Consider the following 25,138-nt stretch of genomic DNA (forward strand, 5'->3'; position numbering starts at 1 on the left):
GCGTCCGGGTGGTTCATTGTCCGGATCTGGCCGCGTGTCGTTCGGCTGTCGATGCACGTAAGTCGCCGACCAGCCTCGAACCGGTATGCGTCAGTTCGTCATCATCGGTCACGACGCCCCGACGACGCCGGAGTTCTCGCTCGACGATCTGGCCGGCGCTGCCGGCCGGCTCGACGTGCTCTGTCGGTGTGTCACCAGCGCGTTCTTTTTGAGCCATGCCATCCGGGAAGACGTGCGGGTCCACCTGATTCTGGGCGACGAGTACACCGTTACGTTCGAGGGGAGCGACCTCCGCCGGCTGAACCCGGATGAACGGTCCACAGCGGCACTGATACGGAAGGCACTAGAAGAGCGCGAAGAAGCTATCGGCCACATCCCGGTCGAAACCTCGCCGGGCGTGTCGCTCACGCGACGGGGATTCGAAGGGACGCTCGACGACGTGGCGCGCCGCGGAACCGTCGTCCAGTTGCACGAGGACGGCGACCCCATCGTCGGCGTTGCACCCCCGTCGGACCCGGTGTTCGTCCTCTCGGATCATCACGACTTCCGAGACGAGGAAGCGGCGCTGCTGGCCGACCGTGCGGACGAGCGCGTCTCGCTTGGGCCGAAGGCCCTCCACGCAGACCATTCGATCACGGTCGCGCACAATTATCTGGACACAGCGGGGTTCGAACGGTACTGACGGGGCACGTTTGGAGACTGCCAGAAGGGTTTTCCTCCGCGGTTCGCTGAAATGGTGTATGGAATTATTGGGTTCGGAGACAGCGACGGGTCGCGCTGTCCGACGACGCACCGAAGCGATGAGGGACCGATGACTGACCGGGATGGACTGTCCCGTCGTGCGGTTCTGCAGACGGTTGCCGGGACCGGCCTTGCGTCCGTCGCCGGCTGTTCGGCGTTCGAAAGCGAAAGCGACGACGCGGCCTCGACAGTTGAGGGCGAACGCGCCGCAGAACTCGCCCGACGGTTTGCACCGACGCTGTACTTCGACCGGGCGGAGCCGTGGTTCCCGACGGACCCGCGGCCGTACACAAGCGAGCAGGACGGGGACACCGTCGTCGACGGGTTCGACGCGTTCAACGGGTATCACGAGCGGATGGCCGACGGAGAGCCGCCGGACCCGACGGCGTTCTACAACGTGGTCGAGTACGAGAACTCGCCGCTTGCCGTCGTCCAGTTCTGGTTCTACTCGGCCTTTGACCAGTTCACAACGAACTTCCACTGGCACGACTGGGAGGTCCTGCACGTGTTCGTCGACACGGGGACGGGCGACCCGCAACTGTACGTCGCCAGCTCCCACTCCCGGAAGGTGCCCAACAACGAGTTCCTCGACCCGGACCCAGAGATGGTGCCGCGCATCCTCTCGGAACTGGGCTCACACTCCAGCGCGCTGTCGGTCAACGACGTTCGCGACCGGTTCACTCGGCTGCCGGAGGGAGACCGGTTCGCGGATATCACGAACAGCGCGGTCGAAACCATCGAGGACCTCGCGGAGATTCCTGTCGCCTATGGGCTCCCGCGCGACGAGGGCTCGCGACTTCCCTATCTCGTCCCGGAGTACGAGGGCGCACCGCTGTACGAACACGAGCGGCTCCCGTCGGTCAGCCGTGAGGACCTCATCTCGGAGCCGCTCACCGTCCGTTCGTTCGATAGCCTCACCGAACCGCCGTCGGACCTGCCGACGCGGGAGACGGGGCTCGTCTTCCAGCACACCGACCGGGGCGACGGTGACCCAGACATCGAGTACGACCTCGTGCCGAGCAGCGAACTGGAACATATCGCTGATTTCACCGGCCCGCAGTTGAGCTTCGAGTTCGCCGTGCCTGAGTTCGCCGAGGACGCCGTCTCAGGCCACATCACGACGACTGGTGCGCCCTGGAACCAGCCCCGCTACGAGAACCCCGCCGCGGATATCTCCGAACCGAACCACCGGGCGGCGCTGGCCGAGCGCTACGACGCCATCGGCGCGCCGGCGGAGATACGGACCATCGTTGCCAGCCTTTCGGAAGCTGTCTCGAACGACGACGCCCCCGACAACGAAGGGCTCACGACCGAGGACACCACCGTCGAGTCTGTCGCCCTGCTGGAGAGCGACCCCGAGGCCGTCCCGACTTTTTCAGGTCTGGCTGTCGTTCAGGACGTGCCAGCGGGCGAACACCGGTTCACCGTCAACGGGGCCGGCGTCGCGCCACACAGTGAGACGGTGTCGGTCCCTGAAACGAGCGAGGCCGAGGGGCCGACTAGAGCCGGTGTCGACGGCGAGGTCCCGCTCGTCGCTCGGGAAAACGCCACTCGTCTCGAAGTCGATCCCGCTGGAGCCGATAGTGACCTCACCGACCTCGCCGTCGAGGACGACTTCGCTGGTCGACTGTACGACGCCCCGCTCGCCGAACCCGACGCTGTGTACGTCCACGGCGGCGGCGCGTATACGACGGAGGTCCGGGACCGCGACGACGAGATAGGTGCATTCCGGGTGAACCCGGACCCCGAGGCCGACACTGCCGCAACAATCGATGAGCCCCGAACTGGCAAGGCCTCGCTGGCGTCGTTCCTCGCCGACATCGCCGAGGAGACGCGCCAATCGGTGCTCGACGAAATGGACGATGACGGCGATTCTGACGATGATGACGGTACTTCCGGGAGTAGCGGCGGCTCCGGGAACGCTATCCAGGGCCTCGAACGAGCGCTCGCCGCTGTCGTTGAAGCCGCCGAGCGAGCAACGGAACGCGCCGAGGCCGGTGACCGCGGAAACGCTGACAAGCAACTTCAGGCCGTCGCTGACCGGCTCCGGCGCGTCGCGACCAGAATCGAGGATGCAAGCGACGCTCTCTCGGACCCGCTGTCGAACGCGGCCCGACGACGCCTCGAACAGGCAGATCGACGGACCGAGCAGGCACAGGCCGCTGACAAGCTGTGAGTGCTCGTGCTATCCTCAGAGCCCGCCCCACCGGGCCAACCCGCCGGCGACGAGGGCCAGTCCCCCAGCGATGAACGTTCCGGGGACCGGGAGGACGAACAATGCAATACCGAGCAGAATGACGATTGTCGATACTCTCATTCCACCTCTACAGAGTGCGCCATCTCGCATCCGTCCGGTGCCTGCATTTGCGTGGACCCGTGTTGACTTTGCCGGTGGGGACCACACTCCCAGTATGGACGAGGAACTCGCCTGGGAGACGCTTGATGCAGAGACCGCATACGCCTGTCCGGGGTTTGATGTCGTCCGTGAGGATGTCCGCTTCCCTGACGGCACGGAGGGTGCGTTCGATTACGTGCAGCACGGTGAGAGCGTCATCGTGCTCCCGTTTACCGCCGACGGCGACGTGGTCGTTATCGAGGAGTGGCGACAACCAATCCGTCGAATCAACTACGGTCTGCCTGCCGGAACGATGGAAGACGAGGACGACGACCCAACCGTCGCCGCCGCCCGCGAACTCCGCGAGGAGACGGGCTACGAGGCCGATACGTTCGACCACCTCTACACGGGTGAACCGGCTAACGGCAACACTGATTATGTGTTCCATTACTACGTCGCACGCGGCTGTGAGGCGGCGGCCGACCAGAACCTCGACCACAACGAATCGATTCGGGTCGACACTGCCGACTTCGATTCGCTGGTCCAGTCGGTGCGCGACGGCACGCTCCGTGACAGTCGGTCTGCCGTAGGTATCATGTACTATGCCCTGTTCGAGCGCTGAACTGACGACAGCTTGAAATCATGTGGAGTGGTACCAGCAAACACATGGCCCCGATTGCACTCGACGAACAGACGGAACGCCGGCTCGATAAACTGCGCGCGGCTGTCCGCCGTCGGACCGGTCAGCCGATTTCGCGGGCGGAACTGCTCGAACGGCTTGTCGAGGACGCCTACGGGTCCCGCGACGAGGTGGTTGCTATGTTCCGAACCTCACAGACGTACGTCGCTGACGAGGACTCCGGGACCGTCCACCGGCCCGAGCGGAAACTGGTGCCCGGCGGAGCGGAACAGCCCGACGAATAGCGGCGCTGTGCCGGCCGGCGCGCCGTTCGGCCCCACCGTCGTTCTCGGCTTCCGCCAGTGACGAACGGCCAGCCACGGGGGAACACAACCCTTAGGCGCGCCCACCGACGACGACGTGTAATGACGAATTTCGAGGTCCGCCAGTACGACGCCGCGGGCCGGCTGGGCGAGCTAACGGTGCCACGGGCCGGCGTCACCGTTGAGACGCCGACTATTCTGCCGGTGGTCAATCCCCACGTCCAGACGGTTGCACCGGCAACGTTGGCGTCGGAGTTCGGGGCGGAGATACTCATCACGAACAGCTACATCCTGCACGGCTCCGATGACCTCCGTGAGCCTGTGTTAGAGCAAGGCCTCCACGACCTGCTTGGGTTCGACGGGGCTATCATGACCGACTCCGGGTCCTTCCAGCTCGCCGAGTACGGCGACATCGACGTGACCACTGAGGAAATTTTGGAGTTCCAACACGAGATCGGCTCCGATATCGGCACGCCGGTGGACATCCCGACGCCGCCGGACGTGGACCGCGAGCGGGCGACCGAGGAACTCAAAACGACACAGGAACGGCTCGAACACGCTGCTACCGTCGACACCGGCGAGATGCTCGTCAGTGCGCCGGTTCAGGGCGCGACGTATCCGGACCTGCGGGAGCGCGCCGCTGCAGATGCCGTCTCGACCGGACTTGACGTGTTCCCGCTGGGAGCCGTCGTCCCGCTGATGAACGAGTACCGCTACGCTGACCTCGCGGATGTGGTCGCGGCCTGCAAGCGCGGGCTGGGGGAGGTCGGCCCGGTCCACCTGTTCGGCGCGGGCCACCCGATGATGTTCGCGATGGCGGCGGCGCTTGGCTGTGACCTGTTCGATTCGGCGGCGTACGCGCTGTATGCCCGCGACGACCGCTATCTCACGGTGCAGGGGACGGAACTGCTCGACGAACTGAGCTACTTCCCGTGTCACTGCCCGGTCTGTACCGACCACACGCCGGCGGAACTCGATGCGATGGACGCCGACGCACGCGAGGAACTGCTCGCCCGACACAACCTCCACGTCACCTACGGCGAAATCCGGACGGTCAAGCAAGCGATTCGCTCGGGCAACCTCATGGAACTGGTCGACAGCCGCGCCCGTGGTCATCCGGAGATGCTCGACGGCTACCGCGCCTTGCTCGACCACTCAGAGCAACTCGAACGCACCGACCCGGTCTCGAAGGACGCGTTCTTCTACACCTCGACTGAAAGCGCCCGCCGGCCCGAGGTCCGACGCCATCAGGACCGACTGGAGCGCCTCCCGGTCGAGGGCGAGGAAGTGCTGCTGACCGAAGGCAGTTCCAGTGCACAGTATGACGAGAGCTGGGGCGTCCTGCCCCCGTTCGGTCCGTACCCGCGCGAACTCGCTGACACCTATCCGCTGACCGCGGAAACGCCGGACCGGACCGACCGGGCTGCCTACGAGGCCGCGGCTACAGGAGTCCGACGGCTGGTCGAACTCCACCCCGACGTGTCCTTTACACTGGTCCACGACGACTGGCCAGCAACGGCACTTGACCGCGTGCCTGAGGGCGTTCGCCTGCGAGACCTGCACGCCCGCGACTGATCCGTTTTAATCTTCTCGCCGCGGGTCAGACTGTCGGCACATCCACGTCCACATCGGCAGCCTCACGCCACGAACGGGTCGGCTCCCAACCCAGCCGTTCCGTGGCCTTGGCTGTCGAGTACGCCGCGGCGTCCCCTTCGACTGTACAGTCGTCCGGCACACGACCGTAGTGGTCGCGCATAAGTTCGACCAGCGGTCGGCCCAGCGCGTTGTCGGGGCCGACGCAGTTGAACGTCTCATGCCCCGCAACATCTGCGGTGAGCGCGGCCTCGACGAGGTCGGCTACGTCTCGTACGTCAACGTACGACCAGTAGTTGCCCGCGCCAGCCGCGAGGTCGTCAACGTAGTCCTCTGACCGACAGGGGTACTCCCCGGGAATCTGTATCCACGACGGGCGGATTGACGCCACAGAGATGCCGTCCCGGCGGGCAATCGTCTTCCCGATTTCCTCGGTAACGACCTTTGAGAGCCCGTAGTCGTCCTCGGGCCTGCGTGCGTGCTTTTCCGTAATCGGGAGTTCATCTGGCACGGGGGTCTCCTCGGCGAAAAAGAAGCCGTACGCACCATCAGATGAGCCCTGCACCACGTCAGCGCCGACACGGCCAGCCGCCGAGAGGACGTTGTGTGCCGCCAGCGTATTGTTCTGGAACAGGTCTACACCGGGATGGTTCCCAGCTACCGGAATCGCCGCCCAGTGGACCACTGCATCCGGGTCGATGGCGGTGAGCGTGTCGAAGACGCCCCCGGCGTCTGTCAGATCGAGCGCCTGATACTCAACAGCCGGATGACCCTCGTCATCGGGGAGACGGCGGTCAAGCACTGTTACGTCGTGCGGTCCGACGAGACGGTCGACGATCCAGCGCCCGGAACTCCCCCGGCCGCCGGTCACGACAACATTCATACCGGACTTAGAGCCGCTGGCATCCAAAACGTGGCGGTGTGACTGCGTCTCCGGAAACAACGCTGTTACAGGTCAAGCCGGAACCGCTCGCCGTGCGTGAACGTTGTCCAGCCGAGGATGCGTTCGTCCCGATGTGGCCGGTCGGGGTTGTCAATTGCCGCCTGCTGGGCTGAGACGTACGTCGGGACGTTCTTCACTGGCTGTCCGCTCTGCTTGAGCGCTTTCAGATACGTATCTTTCTCGTAGTACGAGTAGGCCACCTCGTACAGCGAGGACGCGGCTTCCTGCTTTCTGGCGGGGAAGCCGTCACTGTTGACAAACCGGTCGGGGTCCCCTTCACCCATCGCCTCCCAGGCCTCTGGGTCGGCCACGTATGGCGCGTGGGCGTCGAGAATCCGCTCGATAGCACCCCTGTCACCGTCGAATTTCTTGTACTCGTACAGTGTGGGGCCGTCGAGTCTCTCGGCGTAGAGTCGGCTGAGTTCCGCGGCGGTGATCAGTGCCTTCGCCGCATACAGCGAGTACGCCAGACTCGACGCACGAATGATTTCGTTTTCCAGTAGGCCGTCCTCGCGGAGTTGGGTGAAGCCCGTCTCGCGGTTCCGTCGCATGGCCTTCTGGAACCGGTCCCAGTCCCGGAGGTACACCGAACCGGCGGCGTGGGTCATCTCTTGCCAGTTGAAGATGTTCTGTTGCCCCATCGCGGTCGGAATGTTGTGGCCCACGTCGTCGAGGAACGTCCGGACCCACTCCTGCAGGTCGGCCTCCGCGCCGACACTGTCGTCGCTCCACGCCTCGTGGCCGCGAACGAGTTCCGCGCCCCACCACATTTTCGGGAGCGTGATGAACTGCTCAATGCTGTTCGTTTTTACAGGAGCCATATAGGTCTCCGACCGCAGGAACCAGTGGTCCAGCAGTTCGACGGCCTTCTCGGCGTATTGATCCGCACCGGTGTACTGGTAGGCGAGGCCCAGATCCCGTATTCTGTCTCCGGTTCTGATGGCGGCAACGTAGTCCTTGCGTTCCGCGGGGTCTTCGGGTCCTTTCGTTTTGAACTCGTGGCCGTCGCCGTTGTCCGTGACGCTCTCGGAATCCGCTGCCATCGCGTCGCGGACATCACTCATGAAGGCCTCGTGGGCCCCCGTCCACGGGCTGTCGCCGTTCTCAACACGTGACTGTATCGCGGCCAGCGTATCGAGATGGACGAACATTGCGGCCCTGTTTTTACCTGGTGGCTCCGATACCTGTTCTGTTGGTGACCCCGATACCTGTTCCGTTGGTGTCGGCTCCGTCTCATCTGACACGGCCCTCGCACCCGAGTCCCCCGAGGAGAGGCCGGTCGAACAGCCCCCCAGCGCTACGGCTGTCCCCGAGAGAGCGAGCAACACGTCTCGTCGTGTCTGTCGCTGCACGAGTCGTCTGTCATCCCCGATGGATTTAGTTAGGACCTAGCTAATCAGCGAATAGCGGCTTGTTTGCGATAATCATGGTCACATAACTCCCGATCAGGATGCCGTTTGCTGGATTTGAACGGCTTTTTGCTCGCGGGGTCGTGCTGGCCCAAAGGCAAGATAGTTGGTCGCGCGCGGCTGACGCCATTGCATGACCGACTACTTCGAGGTCCACGAGCGCGACAGCGCCGCGCGAGTGGGTGAGTTGCGCCTCGCCGACTCCGTGACGACGCCAGCGCTGGTCGACGACGTGGACACTGAGACGCCGGGCGACTGCCGACACGTCCTTGCTGACGCCGGAAGCCGCTGGTCTACCGAGCGAGACGCTCCCGACGGCGACGACTCGTTGCTCACTGTCTTGCCCCACCGCGGACTCCCCGCCGGCACGCCGGACGAAGTCGCCGAGGCTTTCGCCGTCGACTATCCGGATGTCGAGTTCCCAAGTGCGGCCGTTGTTTCCCCTGATACCGCGACCAACCACGGCAGCGACGCCTACGTTCTCGCTGGTGCGCCCGGCTATGTCGGGCACGCGTCGGCGTTCGTCGATGCCGTTACGACCGTCCGTGAGGCAATTCCCGCGGACACCGCGCTCTATCTGCCCGGCGTTGCAACGCCGCGAAACGTCGCGACGCTCGTCTACGCTGGCGTCGACCTCGTCGACCCGGACCGCGCCGTCGTCCGCGGGACCGAGGGCCGGTATCTCACGACCGACGAGGCGTACTTCCTCGAAGACCTCGACGAACTCCCGTGTGCGTGTCCGGCCTGCCAGCAGCCACGCGCGGAGTTCGACCGCGAGGACTGCGCTGAACACAACGTCAACGCGCTCGCCGCGGAACTCCGACGCGTCCGCCGCCGGATTCGTGACGGTCGCCTCCGTGACTACGTCGAGGGTCAGGCCAGACAGGACAACTGGCTCACCGCGACGTTCCGACGGCTGGATCAGGGGTACGGCTATCTGGAGGAGCGAACGCCGCTCATCCGGCGGGCCGACCTCTCGGCGGCCAGTGACGACTCGCTCCGGCGGGTCGAAATCCAGCGCTTCGCCGAGCGCGTCACCGACCGCTACATCCCCCGCTTTGACGACCGCCCGCTCGTGCTGGTCCCGTGCTCGGCACGGAAACCCTACAGCGACTCACAGAGCCACAAACAGTACCACGACGCTATCAAGTGGCGCGCCCACGTCGTCTCGATGACCTCGCCCATCGGTGTTGTTCCGCAAGAACTCGAACTCACTTACCCCGCACAGCACTACGACTCCGTGGTCACGGGCGACTGGAACGCCACTGAAATCGAGTTCGTCAGCCGCGTGCTCGAACGCTATTTAGAAGGCACCGACTACCCGGAGATTATTGCCCACGTTCCCGGCGAAGGCTACCGCGACATCTGCGAGCGCGTGGCCGATTCGCTGGACCGGGAGTTTACCTACACGGTCACCGACCACCCAACGACGGCGGATTCGCTGGGGAACCTCGCCGCCGAACTGGAGGGCTGGGACCGCTATCCGAAACGCGAGCGCGAACACAACACTATCCGCGCCGTTGCTGACTACCAGTTCGGCGAAGGCGCGGGCGACGAACTGTTCGACGACCTGTCGACGCAGGGGCGGTATCCGCAACTGCGTGCCGATGACGCCGACGGGGAGCAACTGGCGGCGCTCGCCCAGCAGTACGGCGTGCTCTCGCTGACCACCGCCGGCGCGCGCCGCTGGGTCGAGAGCGACGTACCGACGAAAACCGTCGAAATCGAGCCGTTCGTCCCTCACGGCTCGGTGCTTGCGCCGGGGATCACGGACGCCAGCGACGACATCCGCGTCGGCGATGACGTGGTGATTAAGGGTGATGCGGCCTTCGGCATCGGTCGCGCCCAGATGAGCGGCCCGGAGATGCGGTCCTCGACGCGCGGTATTGCCGTCCAGATGCGACACGTCGACGAGCGGTAACAGGGTCCGCTGGGATTCGTTCCGAATCGGCTACCGGCTTCCCTGACCGTCCGACTTATTTGCGCACCGGGAAAACCGCCAGTATGGACGTGTCGGGGTTCCGCCGCTACCTCCCTGCAATCGGGTTTTCCCTCTTGGTACTGGTCACATCACTGCTTCCGGTTCCAGAAGGGGCGGGCGAGCAGGTCCCCGCACTTCTCGGTTTCGCGCTGGATAAGTGGGTGCACGCGGCGAGTTACGGCACGTTGGCGGTGCTGCTCGCGTGGGGCCGGCAGGCCCGCGATGTGACGACGGTTGCAGCACTCGTGATTGTCTCCCTTTGCTACGGGGCCGGGGTCGAACTCCTGCAGGCGCTCGTCCCGTCACGCGGTGTAAGTGGCGCTGACTTCGTGGCCAACGCTGTTGGGGCTGTTCTGGCCGGACTGGCGTGGCTCGTGGCCCACCGTTCTGACGCCCTTTCAGACCGAACCGACCCACAATCCCGGCAGTAACGAAGCGGCTTTACGCGCTCATCGGCTACCTCGCCCCAATGAGCAAGCCCAGTCCTGAAGTCTACGAGGAGGGCAAGGGCATGGACGCCCACAACTCCGTGATGCGTGACATCCGGTCGCGCAACGACTCGACCTATGACCCTCGCGAGCCGACCCGCGTGTGGCTCGACGAGGACAACACCCCGGACGGCGTCTACCAGAGCCTGACTATCATCCTGAACACCGGCGGCTGTCGGTGGGCACGTGCCGGCGGCTGTACGATGTGTGGCTACGTCGCCGAGAGCGTCGAGGGCGGCAGCGTCGCCCACGAGGACCTCATGGCCCAGATTCAGCACTGTCTGGACCACGAAAGCGAGAACAGCGACGAGCAGAGCGGCCTCATCAAGATTTACACCTCCGGGAGCTTCCTCGACGAGCGCGAAGTCCCGGCGGAAACGCGTCAGGCTATCGCCGAAACCTTCGCCGACCGTGAGCGCATCGTCGTCGAGTCACTGCCGGACTTCATCGACGAGGAGACCGTCGGCGACTTCGTCGACGTAGGTCTGGAGACGGACGTGGCGGTGGGTCTGGAGACGGCGACCGACCGCGTCCGCCACGATTGCGTGAACAAGTACTTCGACTTTGCCGACTTCGAGGCGGCCTCCGAGGCGGCGCAGGCCGCCGGTGCCGGCGTCAAGGCGTACCTCCTGATGAAGCCGCCGTTCCTCTCCGAAGCCGAGGCCGTCGAGGATATGAAGCGGTCGGTGCGACGCTGTGCGGCCGTCGACGGCTGTCACACCGTCTCGATGAACCCCTGTAACGTCCAGCGATACACGATGGTCGAGGAGCTGTACCACGACGGCGGCTACCGACCGCCGTGGCTCTGGTCGGTCGCCGACGTGCTGGAGTCGACCGCCGATGAGGACGTCATCGTCGTCTCGGACCCGGTCGGCCACGGCAGCGACCGCGGCCCGCACAACTGCGGCGAGTGTGACGACAAGGTCCAGCGCGCTATCAAGGACTTCGACCTCCGGCAGGACCCGTCGGTGTTCGAGCAGGTGAGCTGCGAGTGCGAGGCGACGTGGGACGCTGTCATCGAACGCGAGCGCAGCTACTCGCTCCCGCTCGCTCGATAAGCACTGCGAGCGCCAGAAACCGTGTGATGGCCTGTCGACCAACGCTTATCCGTCTTTCGCGCATAATACTGTTCGATATGACCCCGAACGGTGACCAGAACAGCCGAAGTTTCAATAAACGCGGGACGGTCACGGAGTGTGACCTGTGCGGTGAACAGCGACAGTGCATCGACGGCGACGGAATGGTCGCCTGCAGTGCCTGCCAGTCCGACCTGCTGCCGTCCGGCTGGGGTCTCTAAGGCTCCTCTTACGCCGCCGTTCACTTGCTTACGATGACTCATCCGACAGCGACCGGTCGAGAGCGGGAATGACGCCGGCGGTCGCGGTCGCTTTGAACGAGGCGACGAGTTCCGCGCCCGTAGTGATATCAAGTTTGTCGAGGCTTGTGTCGGTCACGAGCGCTGACAGCGTCGTCGTCGGGTCGACAGCCAGCGCAACAAGCGCGATAGAGGTTCCCTCGTCGATACGCTCGACGGTGCCCGCGAACTGGTTGCGTGCGCTTGTCCCCGTCGACTCTGGGGCCTCGGACGGTGCGTTCAGCGTCACCGTGTCGGCGCGGATGCCGACCTCCACCGCGTCACCGGGACACGCTTCAGTGTCGACGATGGCCCGGACCGTCCCCGGCGGGGTTTCGACGGTCGCAAGTTCCCCGTCACGGTCCACGACAGTCCCTCGCAGGACTGTCTCTTCCGCCGTCGCTACCCCGTCGAAATCGGCCTGTAGCCGCTGAAACCGGGCCAGTAGTTGCTCAGCAGCGTCCGTGAGTTCACTGCCGCCGCCACCACTGCCACCTCGACTGCGGTCGACCAGCGGGCCGAAAGCATCTTCCAGTTCCACGATGCGGCGCTGGGCGTGGGCGTACGACCGACCCAGCGCGTCGGCGGCGGCGTTCAGCGACCCGTGGGCCGCGACCGCCTGCAGGAGCGTCCGGTCGCGGGCGGTCAGCGCCACGTCGCCCTGCTCCAGTTGCACTTCGACGTCCGCAGTCGCATCCATATCTCGACAATGTCGTTCCCCGATAAAGGTATTGCCGCCGACCAGCCCTATCTTCCACCGGTGATCGGAGTGGGGTATGAAGCGGTCAGTAGACCAGTTCTCCGGAGATGAACTTCTGGGTGCGGTGGTCCGATGGGTTCTGGAAAATCACTTCTGTCGGGGCTATTTCAGTTATTTGCTCGTCGAGTAGCACTGCGACCCGGTCTGCCACCCGCTCCGCCTGATGCATGTCGTGTGTCGCCACCACGACACCGATACCCCGGTTCCGGGCCTCGGCTATCGCATCCTCGATAACGGCGGTGTTCCGTGGGTCCAGATCCGATGTCGGTTCGTCGAGTAACAGCAGGTCCGGGTCGTAGGCCAGCGCGCGGGCGAACGACACCCGCTGGGCCTCGCCGCCCGAGAGCGAATCCGCGTGCTGGTCCATTTTCTCGGTCAGCCCGACAACGCCGAGGGCCTCGTGAACGGCCGCCGCGGTGCCGTTCGAGCGAACTATGGACTGTAGTTCGCGCTGCAGTCTGGCTGTCCACGACCTGCGGATTCGAAGCCCGTATTCGACGTTGCGAGCGACCGGCGCGTCGAACAGACTCGCTTCCTGAAACACCATGCCGATACGCCGACGCAGCGAGAGCCGTGTCGCTTCGTCGACGGCCCACACGTCCGTGTCGTCGAAGCCGATGGTTCCCTCGTCCGGTTCCAGTGAGAACGCGAGCAGTCGGAGCAGCGTCGTCTTCCCGACGCCGGATGGACCGATGACGGCAACGACCTCGCCGGGTTCGATCCCGATCGAGAGGTCCCGGAACACGTAGTCGTCTCCGTAGGCGTGTGATACCGCCGTGACATCGAGCATTATCGCTGCACCCCCTGGTCCCCCAGTCGGATGACGATAGCGTTGACCGTCAACACAAGCGTGACCAGCACGGCCCCGAGAATCATCGCCGTCTCGTACTGTCCCTGTCGGGCTTCGAGTTGAATCGCGGTTGTCAGCGTCCGCGTTTTCGAGATGCCCCGTGCGCTCGTGATATTCCCGCCGACGATGAGCACGGACCCGACTTCGCTGATGGCACGGCCAAAGCCCGCAAGCACTGCCGTTGCGATACCGTATCTGGCCTCCTTGAGTACGACTAGCGCCACGTCGAGGCGTGTTCCGCCGAGAACGTGTGCGGCGTCGCGGACCTTGTCGTCGACGCCACTGATAGCCGCGAGGCTGATCGCCGTAATCGGCGGCGTTGCCAGGACGAACTGAGACATGATCATCGCCTCCTTGGTGAATATCAGCTCTAGATCCCCCAGCGGTCCCTGGTTCGAGACGGTAAACAGGACGAGAAGACCGACGACCACGCTTGGAAACCCCATCCCAGTGTTGATGACTGACTTCACGAACTGCTTGCCGGGAAAGTCAGAAAACCCCATCACCACGGCGATCGGGAGGCTGAACAGCGTGCTCAGTGTCACGGCTATGACACTCACGTATAGTGAGACGTAAATGATACTCGACACGTACCCTTCCCGGAACGGAAGGGCGACGACGGTCATCGGTAGGTATCCGACTGAATCGAGGAACACGCTTACTCGCCTGCGTCGCTACTCCATCCTTCTGGCACGTACTGCTGGAAGTTGGGGTCCTCGGACACGGCTTCCGGGAAGAACAACTGTTCGCCGTTGACCTGATAGTTCGAAATTGCGTCCTGGGTTCCGGGGCTGGTGATCCAGCCGATGTATGCCATTGCCAGATCGTAGTTCGCGTTGTCGTGGACGCCGGGATTGACCGCCATAATCCCGTACGGGTTCGCGAGGATCTCTGGTCCGTCCTCGATCGGCCCCTGCACCAGAATGACGAGGTCGATCTCTGAGCGCTGGGAGATGTACGTCCCGCGATCCGAGAGCGTGTACGCGCCCTGCTGGTTGGCGATGTTCAGCGCCTCACCCATGCCGGTCCCAGTCTCCTGATACCAGTTTCCGCCCGGTTCAGTTCCCGCCGCTTCCCAGAGGTTGAGTTCCTTGGTGTGGGTACCGGAGTTGTCCCCGCGTGAGACGAACTGGGACTCCGACTCGGCGATAGTTGTCAGTGCCTCCGTGGCCGAACCCATGCCCTGAATCCCTGCCGGGTCGTCTTCGGGGCCGACGATGACGAAGTCGTTGAACATCAGGTCCCGGCGGTTGATCCCGTATCCGTTGCGCATGAAATCGTCTTCGAGGCCGCGGGCGTGGACCATCACGATGTCCGAGTCACCGTTGCGGGCCGATTCGAGAGCCGCACCGGTCCCCTGTGCGACTGCATCGACCGACACGCCGTACATATCCTCGAAGTCGGGGTGGATCTCATCGAGCAGGCCCGTGTCGTACGTACTCGTTGTTGTCGTAAGCGTCAGGGTTTCGCCGGCCACCCCTGGCTGACCGCCGCCCCCGGATTCCGCTTCCGTTTCCGCTTCGGTCTGGCCGCTGCCTTCCCCGGACTGCGCACACCCGGCGGTAGTTGCTAACGCGCCTGTCCCTATTGCTGCAATGAACTCTCGTCGTTGTATCGGCATAGATACAGCGTTGACCCAACAGCAAATATAATTTATGATGGATAAACCGACGTATCTATTCTGTTAGGTCTGTACGGGCGACAGCGGTAGCGGACACCCTCGCGGCTCGTTGTCCTGAGAGGCACTAGCGCTCGACACAACGCGAGCGGGGGAAGGCCGCCCTGTTAGCGATGATTCGTTGCCGAGAGCAAATGCGAGTGGCTGATGTACTCTATCGCCATCAGCCGCAGCCAAACGCTTTGTCCTCCTCGATTTCACTTCCACTCCGGTACGCATGTATTTATACGGCTTGACCGCCAAGGCAATATAGGGGCCGCCGGACTATGTCACACGCTCCGCTGGTCCCTTCCCCTTTGAGACACAACCAGATAGCGGCGTGGCTGTTCGGATATGCCCCAGTCGCGTATGAAACCGCCGCAGTGACAGTTTCGTCTGTGACCGTTACTCAGCGAAGCCCGTTAGAACGCCGCGGCCGTCAGTCCGACCGAGGTCCGACAGTGTCGCCCGCTCCGGGTGGGGCATCATGACGGCGACGTGTTCGGCTTCGCCGGTGACGCCGGCCACGCTGTGCTTCGAGCCGTTCGGGTTCGCTTCGGGTGTGACAGTCCCGTCCTCGTCACAGTATTTGAACAGAATCCGGTCCTCGGCTTCGAGTTCATCCAGACGCTCGTCGGTGATCTCATAGCGGCCCTCACCGTGAGCGATCGGGAGTTCGACGACCTCGCCGTCCTCGTACTGGCTGGTCCATGGCGTGTCGGCGTTCTCGACGCGCAAGTGGACGTGCTCACACTGGAAGCGGGCGCTCTCGTTGGTCGTGAACGCGCCGGGGGTCAGCGATGACTCGCAACCGATCTGCGCGCCGTTGCAGATGCCAAGCACCGGCGTTCCCTCGCTTGCGACTTCGCGGACGTCGGCCATGATTGGCGAGCGGGCGGCCATCGCGCCGGCACGGAGGTAATCGCCGTAGGAGAAGCCGCCGGGGAGGACGACGCCCTCGACATCCTCGGGAAGCCCGTCCTCGTGCCAGACGAGTTCGGCGTCGAAGCCCAGCGATTCCAGAGCCTGGACGGCGTCGCGGTCGCAGTTCGAGCCGCCGAACTGGATGACGGCAATGGTCACGCGACCCACCCCGTGTGGGAACAGACCTTTGCCGTCAGTTTCGAGGTGCTGGTCATTCTGTCTCGGTCACCTCGACGTCGTAGTCGTGGATCGTGGGGTTCGCCAGGAGCCGCTCGGCCATCTCCTCGGCGCGCTCGGCCGCGTCGTCGGCGCTGTCGGCGTCGAGATCTAGCTCGAACACATCCGCCGAGCGGAGGTCGTTCAGGTCGAAGCCGAGGCGTTCCAGCGAGCGCTGTGTCGTCTCTGCCTCGGGGTCGAGGACGCCCCGTTTGAGGCGGACGGTGACGGTCGCGGTAAAGGCAGTCATTACTGGCAAGCGAGCGGGCAGCGGAGAAAACGCTTGTGTTCTCCCGGCAGGTCACGTTCCGACCGGCGTCCAGTTGGTTGGCTGGTTTTGCAGGCCGGCCACTCGGAGATCAAGGTCGCCTTGATCAGCACGAATATCCACCCGCCCGTCGAAAAACCGTGCCACGCTTTCGACGACCTGCTCCTCGTGGGCGTTCGGGTCGAGCACACAGATACCCAGCCCATCCGCAGTTCCGATCCGGCCGGTGATGGTGTTGAGGAACCGGTACACCGCCCGCACGTCGTCGCTGTAGACGAGCAACGGCGTCAGCGTGATGATGCCGGTGCGGACTCGCGTGTAGCCGCTGGCGTACGTCGACTCGTACTGACCGGAGTACTCGATACCGATACCGGTCAGGTCCGCCGGCGTGTTGACCGTGGACACGTTGTCCTCCGACAGGTCGCCGCTTTCCTGTGCGCAATCGATAACACGAACTCGCTCGCGGTCGAGCGCACCGCCGTGGCGCTCGAAGTCCTTGAGCATCGTTGTGGCGTCGCTGTCTGTCGCGACGAGGACGGTCCCGCCGTTGGTATCGGGACTACAGAGCAGTCGCAGTCCCATCTCCCGCGCGCCGCTCAGACCGGGCCCGGTCACGAGCAGGCTCGTTCCTGGCTCGACTGGATTCAGCGGTAGGTCGTCGAACGTGTATCGGTCGTCCTGTTGCTGTGCCATTAGCGGTCCCCCTGTAGCCGGCGTCGCAGCAGCAGTTGTTCCTCAACCTCGTCAGCGAACCGCTGGAGGTCGTCTCGTTCGGTCTGCGTGTAACGCCGCGGTTCGCCGTCGGTGCAACAGACGGCACCAATTGCGTTCCCCTCCCTGTCTGTAATTCGGCCGCCGGCGTAGGACCTGATATTGAGCCGTTTCAGCGCGTCGACCTCGGCAAAGCGTGGGTCTTCGTGGGTGTCTTCGACGACCATCGTCTCGTCCGAGAGAATCGTATGGGTGCAGATGGTGTCCTCGCGGGCGAGGGTCCGCCAGTTGGCTCCCTCACACGCCACGAACCGCTCCTCGTGTTCGTCCATGAGGCCGACAAAGGCCACGTCGATGTCGAAGTGACTGGTCATAAGCGCCGTCAGCCGGTCGAACGCGTCGATTGCCGCCAACTGGTCGACATCGTACTGCTGGACGGCGGCCAGCCGCTCCGTCTCGGTCTCCGGAACCGGGTAGGCCGCCTGCGTTACCTCGGCGGCAGCCATGGCAGCCACATCTGCAAGCCGCTCCCGGGACTCCGGAACCGTCCGCGGCACGTATTCGACGACCTGCTCGGGCCCGCCGCGGGGGAGGTCCGACGGCGCGTGTTCCGTATAGAGAGTCACAACACAGGCCGGATTCACTGCACGGACCGCGTCTACCACGTCGAACCCGTCCCCGTCTGGAAGGTCGAAGGCCGTCACAACGCAGTCGACCGACCGGTCAAGTGCTGCGGTCAACGTATCTAGGGACCCAACTCCCTCGACAGCGAGTCCGGCGTCGGCAAGCGCGTCGGCCGTCTCGGCGCGCTCGTCGGCGTCCGGCTGGACACAGAGAACGGTCGGCGAATCACTCATCACGACCAGACGTTCACGGACTAACACACAAATGGTTGGCGGCCACGCTCGGTGGAAAACGAAGGCTTTTGCCGTGGGACTGCCGACTCTGCGTCAAATGAATGACGACGCTGTCCGAAGGTGGGTATCGTGACTCGCGATTTGACTGAGATTACGGTCGTCGGCGAGGACGACACGGGCCTCATCGCCGAAGTGACCTCGCTCCTGTTCGAGCGCAGCATCAACATCGAAGACCTCGATCAGGCTGTCCGAGAAGGGGTCTTCCGGATGACCATGCGCGTCGACACGTCCGGGATGGTGACGACGGAGGAGAAACTCCGCGAAGACCTCACCGAACTGGGCGACGCACTCGGCGTCGACGTGCAGGTCCGGTTCCCCGCCGACCGCGAGACCCAGACCATCGCCGTCCTCGTCACGAAGGAGTCTCACTGTCTGGAGGCGCTGTTCGAGGCGTGGGCCAACGGCGACCTCGGGGCCGACATCGAGGTGGTCATCGGGAACCACGACGACCTCGAACCGCTGGCGGCCAAATACGACGTTCCGTTCCACGACATCGGCGACGAGAAGGGGACGCCGGACGAGGACCAACTGCTCGATCTGCTCGCACAGTACGACGCTGACCTCATTGCGCTGGCCCGGTATATGCGCATCCTCTCGCCCGATGTCGTCTTCCGGTACGAGAGCCGGATCATCAACGTCCACCCGAGCCTGCTCCCCGCCTTCCCCGGTGCGTCGGCATATATGCAGGCTATCGAGGAGGGCGTCCGCATCGCTGGCGTCACCGCCCACTACGTGACGACGGATCTGGATCAGGGACCGATCATCACCCAGCGCGCGTTCAACGTCCCCGACGACGCCACTGAGGAGGAGCTCCAGCAGATCGGCCAGCCGCTCGAAGCCGAGGCACTCATTGAGGCCATCAAGCTCCACCTCGACGACGAGGTGAACGTCCATCGTGGCCGGACGAAACTGCGGGACCCCGAGGAAACCTCGGCCCAGCTTGGTGCACCGGAGAAACTCGACCAGCTGAACCCCGACCGTCCGATCGACGGCCTTGGCGAGTTCGTTGCCGGGGACGACGAACTCGAAGCCGACGACTGAGACACCGCCGCTCGGCGTCTCACTCCGGAAACGGTGGCGCAACGGGGCTGTTTCTGGACGTGACGCCGCGAACGCTTCGAGCGACGGTGCGTGCTCGCATGTCAGCCTTGCTTGTTGCTGACGGGCCATCCTTCTGGCTGTAACTGCGGCAATCGATTCGCCACCCCGCGGTGGCGACAGTCTCGGAGAGCATCCAGAACATGAAGCGGTCGGCTCCCTCTATGTGTTGCAAAGCAGGCCTGCCGACACAAAAACTGGACTCCGGGCCGCACAGACATATGCCGTGGTTCAGTCCAGAACCGGTCGAGCTCGCGACAGGAAGTCGGACCGGTCGACGAGTCGCTTCGCGGCGGCGAACGCGAGTACCCCGATAGCCACGCCAGCCACGGTGTCTGAGAGGTAGTGCGTGCCGAGATAGACCCGCGAGAACGACACCGTCGCCGCGAGGCCGGCGACGACGCCGAACGGAAGCCGCGGCGACTGGCGCGCTGTCATTGCAAAGACGACGACGGCGGCCGCGTGACCGGAGGGAAACGACGTGGCGACGGTGCCGGTGTCCCCGGTCATACACACCGGGGCAGGCGGAAACGGCCGCTGCACTGTTTGCATAAGCACCCCGACAACGACGCCAGTCAGCACCAGCGCCACGGCAGCCATCAGGAGCTCGTCTTCCCAGCCGGCCAGACCGAAGAAACCGAGAAACACGACTGCCGCCGCCGCCGAACCTAGCCCGGTCACCGAGGTCAGGACCTTCGTGAGAAGTGGGTTCCGGAGTTGGAGTATCAGCGACACCGTCTGGTCGTCGGTAGCGACGATAATATCGATGAGTTCGCTGACGACCTCCTCCATGTGCCACAGTTGAGGGGCTGCTGTGGTATATCAGCACCGGCGATTGTCGGCGAGGCGGCAGCGCCGCCGTGTCACACCGGCGTCAGAGTTCGCTTGCGGCATCGACAGCATTGTCGAGTGACGGCGCGTCGAACACGTCGCCGCCGACGTAGGCGTTTGTGCCGGCGCAGTAGAGGTCGCGCGCGACTTTGATTACGTCGTCATCGAGCGGTTCCGGTGACTCATCACAGAGCGCCTTCCAATCGGCGACGCCCTCTACATCGGCCTCGTTTTTCGCCTCGCCCACGGCCTCGACCCACTCGGGCTGGGTTCGCTTGTGGTACTGGCGGATGACCTCCTTCGAGACCTGCTGTCCCTCGTAGGAGAAGCGGTTCTCGTCGAACGTGCCGACCACGTCGGCCACGCGGATCTCTCCGTCGTAGTACAGACACTCGATTTTCCCGTCCTCGTGGATCAGGTTGGCCTCGGCGGCCTGTTCCGTAACGATGTGGTTGACTGCCCGAGCCAGCTCTTCGAGGCGGTCGATGCTGGCCGCGCCGGCGATCCGGTCGGCCGCCTCGCGGTCGAGGTACCGGTCCTGTTCCTCGTATTTCGTCGAGAACTCGACGATCGGCTCGTCGAGGTCGACGACTTCCTCGGGCCAGGTGTCGTAGTCAAGGCCGTGGTCGGCAGGCTCGGTCCGGGACCGCAGTGACGACCCGACGCCGACCCGGTTCCGAAAGACGATCTCCAGGGGAATGAGGTAGTTCTCGTCGGCCCCCGCGTGGTAGGCGTCGTAGTCGTAGCTCCCGTCCTCGAAGGGGAGGTCCGGGACCTGCGTGAGTTCGATGACCATCTCCTCGGGGGCGGCGTCGGCCGACAGCGCCTCGCCGAGGTCACGCACCTCGTCGCTGTCGGGGAGCCTCACGCCCTCGTAGTGGGTCGGGACGTGGTTCTCCTCGAGTAGCTGGAAGTTGTACGCGCCCATCGTACACAGCGACGCGCCCTTGTCGGGGATCTGGTCCGGCATCTTCCCCCAGTCGAATACGGAGTAGTCGTCCGTGAACACGAACGCGCCGCGGCCAAGCCCCTCGGCCGTCGCCGGTTCGTCCACGCGAAATTCCTTGACGCTCGTCATTGTGCCCGCCTTTTGCGCCGGGGACAAAGACGTTTCTCATACTGTCGGCTGTAACTATTGTAAGATATTCGCGGTAGCGAAATTCTTCACAGACAGTATCACTCGCGCTCGGAAGGCAAGGTTTTCTGTCGGGCCGTCGACTGACTGTCTGATGGCTTCCAGTCTGTTGGTCGAGGCTGCGATCATCGTCGCCGCGACGGTCGCGATATGGAAAGGGAGCGACTGGCTCGAATCATCGAGCGAGCGGCTCGCGACGTACTACGGCCTCCCAGACGTCGTTCAGGGCGCGATCATCGTTGCCGTCGGGTCAAGTTTCCCGGAGGTCGCGACGGTCGTCGTCGCGGCGCTTGGCGGGTCAATGCCGCTTGGCGTCGGCGCAATCGTCGGGTCGGCAATCTTCAACATTCTCATTATTCCCGCAGCTGCGGGTATTGCCACGGACGACGAACTCGAATCGAGCCGGACACTCGTCTACAAGGAGGCGCAGTTCTACATGCTCGCCGTCTCAGTCCTGCTTATTACGATGGCGCTTGCGGTCATCTACTATCCCGGTGAGGCCACACTCACTGGCGTTATCACGCGGCCGCTGGCGGCGATTCCGCTCGCGCTCTACGGACTGTACGTTTTCATCCAGTATCAGGATACGGCCGACCACGACCCCGAAGAGGACTGGACTGCCGACATCTCGGTCGGGCGGGAGTGGCTCTTTCTTCTGCTGGGCCTGGCTGTCATCCTCGTGGCCGTGGAGAACCTCGTCCACGCCGTCAGAGTCATCGGTCGGGCCGCCGGCGTTCAGGAGTTTCTGCTCGGTGTGACGATTCTCGCGGCGGCGACGAGTCTCCCCGACACGCTCGTCAGTGTTAGAGCAGCCCGCGACGACCGCGGGGTCACGTCGCTCGCAAACGTTCTCGGCTCGAATACGTTCGACTTGCTTGTCGCTATCCCGCTTGGCGTTCTCATTGCCGGCACGTGGACCGTCGACTTCGCGATGGCCGTGCCGATGTTCGGCGTCCTGACCGGGGCAACGATTCTTCTGTTCACCGTCCTCCGAACCGACCTTGTGTTGAGCGAACTCGAATCGTATGCGTTGCTCGGCGCGTACGCGGCTTTCGTTGCCTGGGTTATCGTCGAGACTGCGGGCTGGGTCGGTGGCGTATTGCCGACCTGATGGAGTGTTCCCGGAATTGCAGCTGCTTGTCTCCCGGAACACGGGGCCCTGTCGACCTTGTGATCCGTGTGCGTACCCATACGCTTTTGACCGTTCTTTCCCTCCTGTCCAGCAATGCCGGACGTCCCAGAGACCGTCGGTACTCCGGACGGCTCCACCGAGTTCGAGCACCGTCCGACGACTGACCAGTCGTTCGAGAACGCCCTCGCCAAGGCGAGAAACGGGACGCGACTGACAGTTGACGACGCCGTCGAACTCTTTACCACGGGCACTGACCGGGACGGTATCGACCACGACCGGAAAGAGCAGGTGCTCGAAGCGGCCGACCGCCGTCGGGCCGAGGTCGTCGGTGACGAGGTCACCTTCGTCGCGAACCTCAACAACAACGTCACAACGGCCTGCAACACGGGCTGCCTGTTCTGTAATTTCAAGGACCGCTCCGAGCAGTTCCGGAGCGATTATCAGGAGGACCACGGCGGCTTCACGAAGACGCCGAGCGAATCCCGTCAAATCGTACAGGACGCTCTTGACCGGGGCATCTACGAGGTCTGCTCGGTGTCTGGACTCCACCCTGCGCTCGCGCTGGACACCGAACACCGGGAGATACTGGAGACGAGCGACCGCGGAGACCTGAACTACCGCTCGCCCGACGAGTACGAGACGGACCCGGCCACATACTGCGAACAGCTCGACGCGATGAACGTCGGCGACATCCATCTCCACTCGATGACGCCGGAGGAAGCCTATCACGCCCGCCGGGGCACTGACTGGTCCTACGAGGAGGTGTTCAGCCGACTGCAAGACGCCGGGCTCGACAGCGTCCCCGGCACGGCTGCCGAAATCCTCGTTGACGAGGTCCGTGACGTTATTTGCCCGGGAAAAATCCGCACTGACGAGTGGCTCGAAGCGATGGCGGCGGCTGCGTCGGTTGGCCTCGATATGACCTCGACGATGATGTACGGCCACGTCGAGAACGAGTACCACCGTGCGCTGCACCTGCAGCGCATCCGTGACCTGCAGGACCGAACCGGCGCAATCACAGAGTTCGTCCCGCTATCCTTTGTCCACGAGGAGACGCCGCTGTACGAACGTGGCATGGTCGACGGCGGCGCGACGGTCGACGAGGACGAACTGATGATCGCCGTCTCACGGCTCTTCCTCGACAACGTCGACCACATCCAAGCCTCGTGGGTCAAATACGGTGACACGCAGGGGTTGAAGATGCTCACCTGCGGCGCGGACGACTTCATGGGGACGATTCTCTCAGAAGAGATCACCAAGCGCGCCGGCGGCGACTACGGCGAGTTCCGGTCGTTTCAGGAGTACGCCGACATGATCACTGCCATCGGCCGGACGCCCGTCGAGCGCTCGACGGACTACGAGCAGCGCCGCGTTATCGACCCCGACGCCGACGTGCTCGGCCCGCAACTCGGACCACGGGCTGACGGAACGCCATTACTCGACTGAATTAGTGGACCACGGCTGGGCACTGGCCGTGGCCGGTGTGGTAGAGTATTCCGCCTAGAACTGCTGTCAGAGGCACGCCCAGGCATGATATATATTGGTACGCCAGCGTATGTGTAGATACCGCCTAGACTGCTAGGTGATTGCTGTCCAGTGTCTGTTTGGCCGTGGCGACCGTTCACCTGCAGACTGGCCGCCGGAGTCACAGCGTCACTGGATTCACACCCCGGTCCAGTATCGACCGGAACCGGTCGCCGGCGTCATTATCGGCCTCGATAGCCGCCTCGATGGGGGCAGAGAGCCAGCCGTCGTCGACGAAGTGGTCGTAGACCGGCAACCGCTCGCTCAGTGGCACCTCGGCGGCCTCGGCGACGGCGGTCAGTTCCTGCAGCGCGGGCCACTCGTACTCGGGGTTGATGTGGTCGACTGTGACCGGAGAAACGCCGCCCAGGTCGTCGATACCACAGTCAGTCAGGTCCCGGGCGGGCGCGAGGTTCGGGGGGACCTGTACGGACACTTCTTCGGGAAGGGCCGCGCGGGCCATTGCTGTCACCCGGCGCATTGTCGCCAAGTCGGGGGAGCCGCCCTGCCAGCGCTCGTTCTCGACGACGGGCTGGATGATGACCTCCTGAATATGGCCGTAGCGTTCGTGCATCTCTCGGATAGCGAGCAAGCTCTCTGCGCGGTGGTGCCAGTCCTCGCCGATGCCGACGAGAATGCCCGTTGTGAACGGAACGCCGAGTTCGCCGGCCACCCGGAGGGTGTTGAGTCGCTGACCGGGGTTTTTCGCCCGCGGGCCACCGTGTGCTTGAACCTCTGTGGTCGTCTCAAGCATCACGCCCATCGAGGCGTTCAGGTCGGCGACGTGGGCCATCTGCTCGCGTGTCTGGTCGCCGGGGTTGGCGTGCGGGAGCAACCCCTCCTCCAGCGCGATTTCGCAGGCTTCCCGGAGGTACTCGTGGATGGAGTCGTGGCCCCACTCGGCGAGCTGGTCGTGGACCGCGGTGTAGCGGTCGTCCGGGTCGTCGCCGAAGGTAAACAGCGCCTCGGTACAGCCGGCGTCGGCCCCGCGGCGGCAGGTCTCCCGGATCTCTTCGCGGTCCATCAGCTCTGCCTGCCCCGGCGGGTCGTAGTACGTGCAATAGGTGCAGGTGTAGCGGCAGGCGGTCGTCAGGGGTAAGAACACGTTCCGGCAGTAGGACAGCGCCGACGCGGCCTCGACATCTTCGGGCATCACCGACAGCAGTCGCTCAATGTCGGCGTCCGAAATCTCGATAGCGATGTCATACGCGTCCGTGCCGGGTATCACGTCCCGGGGTGGGCACCCCACGGACAAAAACCTTCAGTCGTGTGTGATGGCCTGTGCCAGTAGTTGTGGACGGTCGAAACTGGCCACATGACAACAGAATC

At 64.0% G+C, this 25,138-nt stretch carries 26 protein-coding genes; 12 read left to right on the forward strand and 14 right to left on the reverse strand.

Features of this window, described 5'->3' with window-relative positions; all coding sequences use genetic code 11:
* The first annotated feature begins 85 nt into the window (after positions 1-85).
* Together trmY and RR_RS18445 are read left to right on the forward strand one after the other, a co-directional pair.
* Positions 86-682: a tRNA (pseudouridine(54)-N(1))-methyltransferase TrmY gene (gene trmY, locus RR_RS18440; RefSeq protein WP_004964221.1), complete on the forward strand. Its 597-nt coding sequence runs from the start codon at positions 86-88 to the stop codon at positions 680-682.
* 129 nt (positions 683-811) lie between these two features.
* Entirely contained in the window at positions 812-2,917 is a 2,106-nt protein-coding gene (locus tag RR_RS18445) for a hypothetical protein (RefSeq protein ID WP_049939196.1), read from the forward strand.
* 15 nt (positions 2,918-2,932) lie between these two features.
* Here RR_RS18445 and RR_RS23030 read toward each other — a convergent pair whose 3' ends face one another.
* Positions 2,933-3,058: a hypothetical protein gene (locus RR_RS23030; RefSeq protein WP_255458677.1), complete on the reverse strand. Its 126-nt coding sequence runs from the start codon at positions 3,056-3,058 to the stop codon at positions 2,933-2,935.
* A gap of 94 nt (positions 3,059-3,152) precedes the next feature.
* On the opposite strand from RR_RS23030, the gene RR_RS18450 reads away from it, so the two are divergent.
* The 3 genes from RR_RS18450 to tgtA all read left to right on the forward strand — a co-directional run bounded on the left by RR_RS18450 (position 3,153) and on the right by tgtA (position 5,593).
* Complete coding sequence (locus RR_RS18450; protein ID WP_007189161.1) at positions 3,153-3,698, forward strand: NUDIX hydrolase; 546 nt, start codon at positions 3,153-3,155, stop codon at positions 3,696-3,698.
* A gap of 44 nt (positions 3,699-3,742) precedes the next feature.
* On the forward strand, positions 3,743-4,000 hold the full coding sequence (locus tag RR_RS18455; protein ID WP_007189160.1) for a hypothetical protein: 258 nt from the start codon (positions 3,743-3,745) through the stop codon (positions 3,998-4,000).
* A gap of 120 nt (positions 4,001-4,120) precedes the next feature.
* Entirely contained in the window at positions 4,121-5,593 is a 1,473-nt protein-coding gene (gene tgtA, locus RR_RS18460; RefSeq protein WP_004964214.1) for a tRNA guanosine(15) transglycosylase TgtA, read from the forward strand.
* 25 nt (positions 5,594-5,618) lie between these two features.
* Here the strand turns inward: tgtA and RR_RS18465 are convergent, their stop codons facing one another.
* Together RR_RS18465 and RR_RS18470 are read right to left on the reverse strand one after the other, a co-directional pair.
* A complete protein-coding gene (locus tag RR_RS18465) occupies positions 5,619-6,494 on the reverse strand; it encodes an NAD-dependent epimerase/dehydratase family protein (RefSeq protein WP_011224702.1) in 876 nt (291 codons plus the stop codon).
* Positions 6,495-6,559: 65 nt separating this feature from the next.
* A complete protein-coding gene (locus RR_RS18470; RefSeq protein ID WP_011224703.1) occupies positions 6,560-7,705 on the reverse strand; it encodes an alginate lyase family protein in 1,146 nt (381 codons plus the stop codon).
* A gap of 391 nt (positions 7,706-8,096) precedes the next feature.
* Here RR_RS18470 and arcS point away from each other — a divergent pair, with 391 nt between their 5' ends.
* The 4 genes from arcS to RR_RS18490 all read left to right on the forward strand — a co-directional run bounded on the left by arcS (position 8,097) and on the right by RR_RS18490 (position 11,729).
* Complete coding sequence (gene arcS, locus RR_RS18475) at positions 8,097-9,884, forward strand: archaeosine synthase subunit alpha (RefSeq protein ID WP_011224704.1); 1,788 nt, start codon at positions 8,097-8,099, stop codon at positions 9,882-9,884.
* Positions 9,885-9,967: 83 nt separating this feature from the next.
* Complete coding sequence (locus tag RR_RS18480) at positions 9,968-10,375, forward strand: VanZ family protein (protein ID WP_011224705.1); 408 nt, start codon at positions 9,968-9,970, stop codon at positions 10,373-10,375.
* Between the two features lie 38 nt (positions 10,376-10,413).
* On the forward strand, positions 10,414-11,490 hold the full coding sequence (locus RR_RS18485; protein WP_007189154.1) for an archaeosine biosynthesis radical SAM protein RaSEA: 1,077 nt from the start codon (positions 10,414-10,416) through the stop codon (positions 11,488-11,490).
* Between the two features lie 77 nt (positions 11,491-11,567).
* Positions 11,568-11,729: a hypothetical protein gene (locus RR_RS18490; RefSeq protein ID WP_232508540.1), complete on the forward strand. Its 162-nt coding sequence runs from the start codon at positions 11,568-11,570 to the stop codon at positions 11,727-11,729.
* Positions 11,730-11,757: 28 nt separating this feature from the next.
* Here RR_RS18490 and RR_RS18495 read toward each other — a convergent pair whose 3' ends face one another.
* The 8 genes from RR_RS18495 to RR_RS18530 form a co-directional block, all read right to left on the reverse strand.
* On the reverse strand, positions 11,758-12,486 hold the full coding sequence (locus tag RR_RS18495) for a TOBE domain-containing protein (protein WP_011224706.1): 729 nt from the start codon (positions 12,484-12,486) through the stop codon (positions 11,758-11,760).
* 85 nt (positions 12,487-12,571) lie between these two features.
* Positions 12,572-13,336, reverse strand: coding sequence for an ABC transporter ATP-binding protein (locus RR_RS18500; protein ID WP_004964194.1), 765 nt, complete (start codon positions 13,334-13,336; stop codon positions 12,572-12,574).
* Positions 13,336-14,022: an ABC transporter permease gene (locus tag RR_RS18505; protein ID WP_007189150.1), complete on the reverse strand. Its 687-nt coding sequence runs from the start codon at positions 14,020-14,022 to the stop codon at positions 13,336-13,338. The genes RR_RS18500 and RR_RS18505 overlap by 1 nt, the downstream gene beginning before the upstream one ends.
* Before the next feature lie 32 nt (positions 14,023-14,054).
* Complete coding sequence (locus tag RR_RS18510) at positions 14,055-15,017, reverse strand: substrate-binding domain-containing protein (RefSeq protein ID WP_004964188.1); 963 nt, start codon at positions 15,015-15,017, stop codon at positions 14,055-14,057.
* Positions 15,018-15,458: 441 nt separating this feature from the next.
* Entirely contained in the window at positions 15,459-16,136 is a 678-nt protein-coding gene (gene purQ, locus RR_RS18515; RefSeq protein ID WP_007189149.1) for a phosphoribosylformylglycinamidine synthase I, read from the reverse strand.
* Positions 16,137-16,188: 52 nt separating this feature from the next.
* On the reverse strand, positions 16,189-16,443 hold the full coding sequence (purS, locus tag RR_RS18520; RefSeq protein WP_004964181.1) for a phosphoribosylformylglycinamidine synthase subunit PurS: 255 nt from the start codon (positions 16,441-16,443) through the stop codon (positions 16,189-16,191).
* A gap of 51 nt (positions 16,444-16,494) precedes the next feature.
* Complete coding sequence (locus RR_RS18525; RefSeq protein WP_011224708.1) at positions 16,495-17,154, reverse strand: DUF7504 family protein; 660 nt, start codon at positions 17,152-17,154, stop codon at positions 16,495-16,497.
* Positions 17,154-18,029 (reverse strand): GAF domain-containing protein, encoded by an 876-nt coding sequence (locus RR_RS18530; RefSeq protein ID WP_011224709.1) that lies wholly within the window; start codon positions 18,027-18,029, stop codon positions 17,154-17,156. The genes RR_RS18525 and RR_RS18530 overlap by 1 nt, the downstream gene beginning before the upstream one ends.
* A 120-nt stretch (positions 18,030-18,149) precedes the next feature.
* Here RR_RS18530 and RR_RS18535 point away from each other — a divergent pair, with 120 nt between their 5' ends.
* On the forward strand, positions 18,150-19,130 hold the full coding sequence (locus RR_RS18535; protein ID WP_049939097.1) for a formyltetrahydrofolate deformylase: 981 nt from the start codon (positions 18,150-18,152) through the stop codon (positions 19,128-19,130).
* Positions 19,131-19,418: 288 nt separating this feature from the next.
* Here the strand turns inward: RR_RS18535 and RR_RS18540 are convergent, their stop codons facing one another.
* Both RR_RS18540 and RR_RS18545 read right to left on the reverse strand, forming a co-directional pair.
* Positions 19,419-19,979, reverse strand: coding sequence for a phosphatase PAP2 family protein (locus RR_RS18540; RefSeq protein ID WP_011224711.1), 561 nt, complete (start codon positions 19,977-19,979; stop codon positions 19,419-19,421).
* Between the two features lie 82 nt (positions 19,980-20,061).
* Positions 20,062-21,096 (reverse strand): phosphoribosylaminoimidazolesuccinocarboxamide synthase, encoded by a 1,035-nt coding sequence (locus RR_RS18545; RefSeq protein WP_011224712.1) that lies wholly within the window; start codon positions 21,094-21,096, stop codon positions 20,062-20,064.
* A 151-nt stretch (positions 21,097-21,247) separates the two neighbouring features.
* Here RR_RS18545 and RR_RS18550 point away from each other — a divergent pair, with 151 nt between their 5' ends.
* Both RR_RS18550 and cofH read left to right on the forward strand, forming a co-directional pair.
* Positions 21,248-22,264: a sodium:calcium antiporter gene (locus RR_RS18550; RefSeq protein WP_004964164.1), complete on the forward strand. Its 1,017-nt coding sequence runs from the start codon at positions 21,248-21,250 to the stop codon at positions 22,262-22,264.
* Between the two features lie 114 nt (positions 22,265-22,378).
* Positions 22,379-23,731: a 7,8-didemethyl-8-hydroxy-5-deazariboflavin synthase subunit CofH gene (gene cofH, locus RR_RS18555; RefSeq protein ID WP_011224713.1), complete on the forward strand. Its 1,353-nt coding sequence runs from the start codon at positions 22,379-22,381 to the stop codon at positions 23,729-23,731.
* A 199-nt stretch (positions 23,732-23,930) separates the two neighbouring features.
* On the opposite strand, the gene cofG is transcribed toward cofH, so the two are convergent.
* The gene (cofG, locus tag RR_RS18560; RefSeq protein ID WP_007189144.1) at positions 23,931-25,037 is read right to left on the reverse strand and encodes a 7,8-didemethyl-8-hydroxy-5-deazariboflavin synthase subunit CofG; all 1,107 of its coding nucleotides are present in this window, start codon (positions 25,035-25,037) and stop codon (positions 23,931-23,933) included.
* Between the last annotated feature and the right edge of the window lie 101 nt (positions 25,038-25,138).

The sequence above is a fragment of the Haloarcula marismortui ATCC 43049 genome, assembly GCF_000011085.1.
Taxonomy (GTDB): Archaea; Halobacteriota; Halobacteria; order Halobacteriales; family Haloarculaceae; genus Haloarcula; species Haloarcula marismortui.

Excerpts from the sequence above, each read along its gene's own strand:
- trmY (WP_004964221.1), top strand. The coding sequence starts at position 86 with ATGCGTCAGTTCGTCATCATCGGTCACGACGCCCCGACGACGCCGGAG.
- RR_RS18445 (WP_049939196.1), top strand. The coding sequence starts at position 812 with ATGACTGACCGGGATGGACTGTCCCGTCGTGCGGTTCTGCAGACGGTT.
- RR_RS23030 (WP_255458677.1), bottom strand. The coding sequence starts at position 3,058 with ATGAGAGTATCGACAATCGTCATTCTGCTCGGTATTGCATTGTTCGTC.
- RR_RS18450 (WP_007189161.1), top strand. The coding sequence starts at position 3,153 with ATGGACGAGGAACTCGCCTGGGAGACGCTTGATGCAGAGACCGCATAC.
- RR_RS18455 (WP_007189160.1), top strand. The coding sequence starts at position 3,743 with ATGGCCCCGATTGCACTCGACGAACAGACGGAACGCCGGCTCGATAAA.
- tgtA (WP_004964214.1), top strand. The coding sequence starts at position 4,121 with ATGACGAATTTCGAGGTCCGCCAGTACGACGCCGCGGGCCGGCTGGGC.
- RR_RS18465 (WP_011224702.1), bottom strand. The coding sequence starts at position 6,494 with ATGAATGTTGTCGTGACCGGCGGCCGGGGGAGTTCCGGGCGCTGGATC.
- RR_RS18470 (WP_011224703.1), bottom strand. The coding sequence starts at position 7,705 with ATGTTCGTCCATCTCGATACGCTGGCCGCGATACAGTCACGTGTTGAG.
- arcS (WP_011224704.1), top strand. The coding sequence starts at position 8,097 with ATGACCGACTACTTCGAGGTCCACGAGCGCGACAGCGCCGCGCGAGTG.
- RR_RS18480 (WP_011224705.1), top strand. The coding sequence starts at position 9,968 with ATGGACGTGTCGGGGTTCCGCCGCTACCTCCCTGCAATCGGGTTTTCC.
- RR_RS18485 (WP_007189154.1), top strand. The coding sequence starts at position 10,414 with ATGAGCAAGCCCAGTCCTGAAGTCTACGAGGAGGGCAAGGGCATGGAC.
- RR_RS18490 (WP_232508540.1), top strand. The coding sequence starts at position 11,568 with ATGACCCCGAACGGTGACCAGAACAGCCGAAGTTTCAATAAACGCGGG.
- RR_RS18495 (WP_011224706.1), bottom strand. The coding sequence starts at position 12,486 with ATGGATGCGACTGCGGACGTCGAAGTGCAACTGGAGCAGGGCGACGTG.
- RR_RS18500 (WP_004964194.1), bottom strand. The coding sequence starts at position 13,336 with ATGCTCGATGTCACGGCGGTATCACACGCCTACGGAGACGACTACGTG.
- RR_RS18505 (WP_007189150.1), bottom strand. The coding sequence starts at position 14,022 with ATGACCGTCGTCGCCCTTCCGTTCCGGGAAGGGTACGTGTCGAGTATC.
- RR_RS18510 (WP_004964188.1), bottom strand. The coding sequence starts at position 15,017 with ATGCCGATACAACGACGAGAGTTCATTGCAGCAATAGGGACAGGCGCG.
- purS (WP_004964181.1), bottom strand. The coding sequence starts at position 16,443 with ATGACTGCCTTTACCGCGACCGTCACCGTCCGCCTCAAACGGGGCGTC.
- RR_RS18525 (WP_011224708.1), bottom strand. The coding sequence starts at position 17,154 with ATGGCACAGCAACAGGACGACCGATACACGTTCGACGACCTACCGCTG.
- RR_RS18530 (WP_011224709.1), bottom strand. The coding sequence starts at position 18,029 with ATGAGTGATTCGCCGACCGTTCTCTGTGTCCAGCCGGACGCCGACGAG.
- RR_RS18540 (WP_011224711.1), bottom strand. The coding sequence starts at position 19,979 with ATGGAGGAGGTCGTCAGCGAACTCATCGATATTATCGTCGCTACCGAC.
- RR_RS18545 (WP_011224712.1), bottom strand. The coding sequence starts at position 21,096 with ATGACGAGCGTCAAGGAATTTCGCGTGGACGAACCGGCGACGGCCGAG.
- RR_RS18550 (WP_004964164.1), top strand. The coding sequence starts at position 21,248 with ATGGCTTCCAGTCTGTTGGTCGAGGCTGCGATCATCGTCGCCGCGACG.
- cofH (WP_011224713.1), top strand. The coding sequence starts at position 22,379 with ATGCCGGACGTCCCAGAGACCGTCGGTACTCCGGACGGCTCCACCGAG.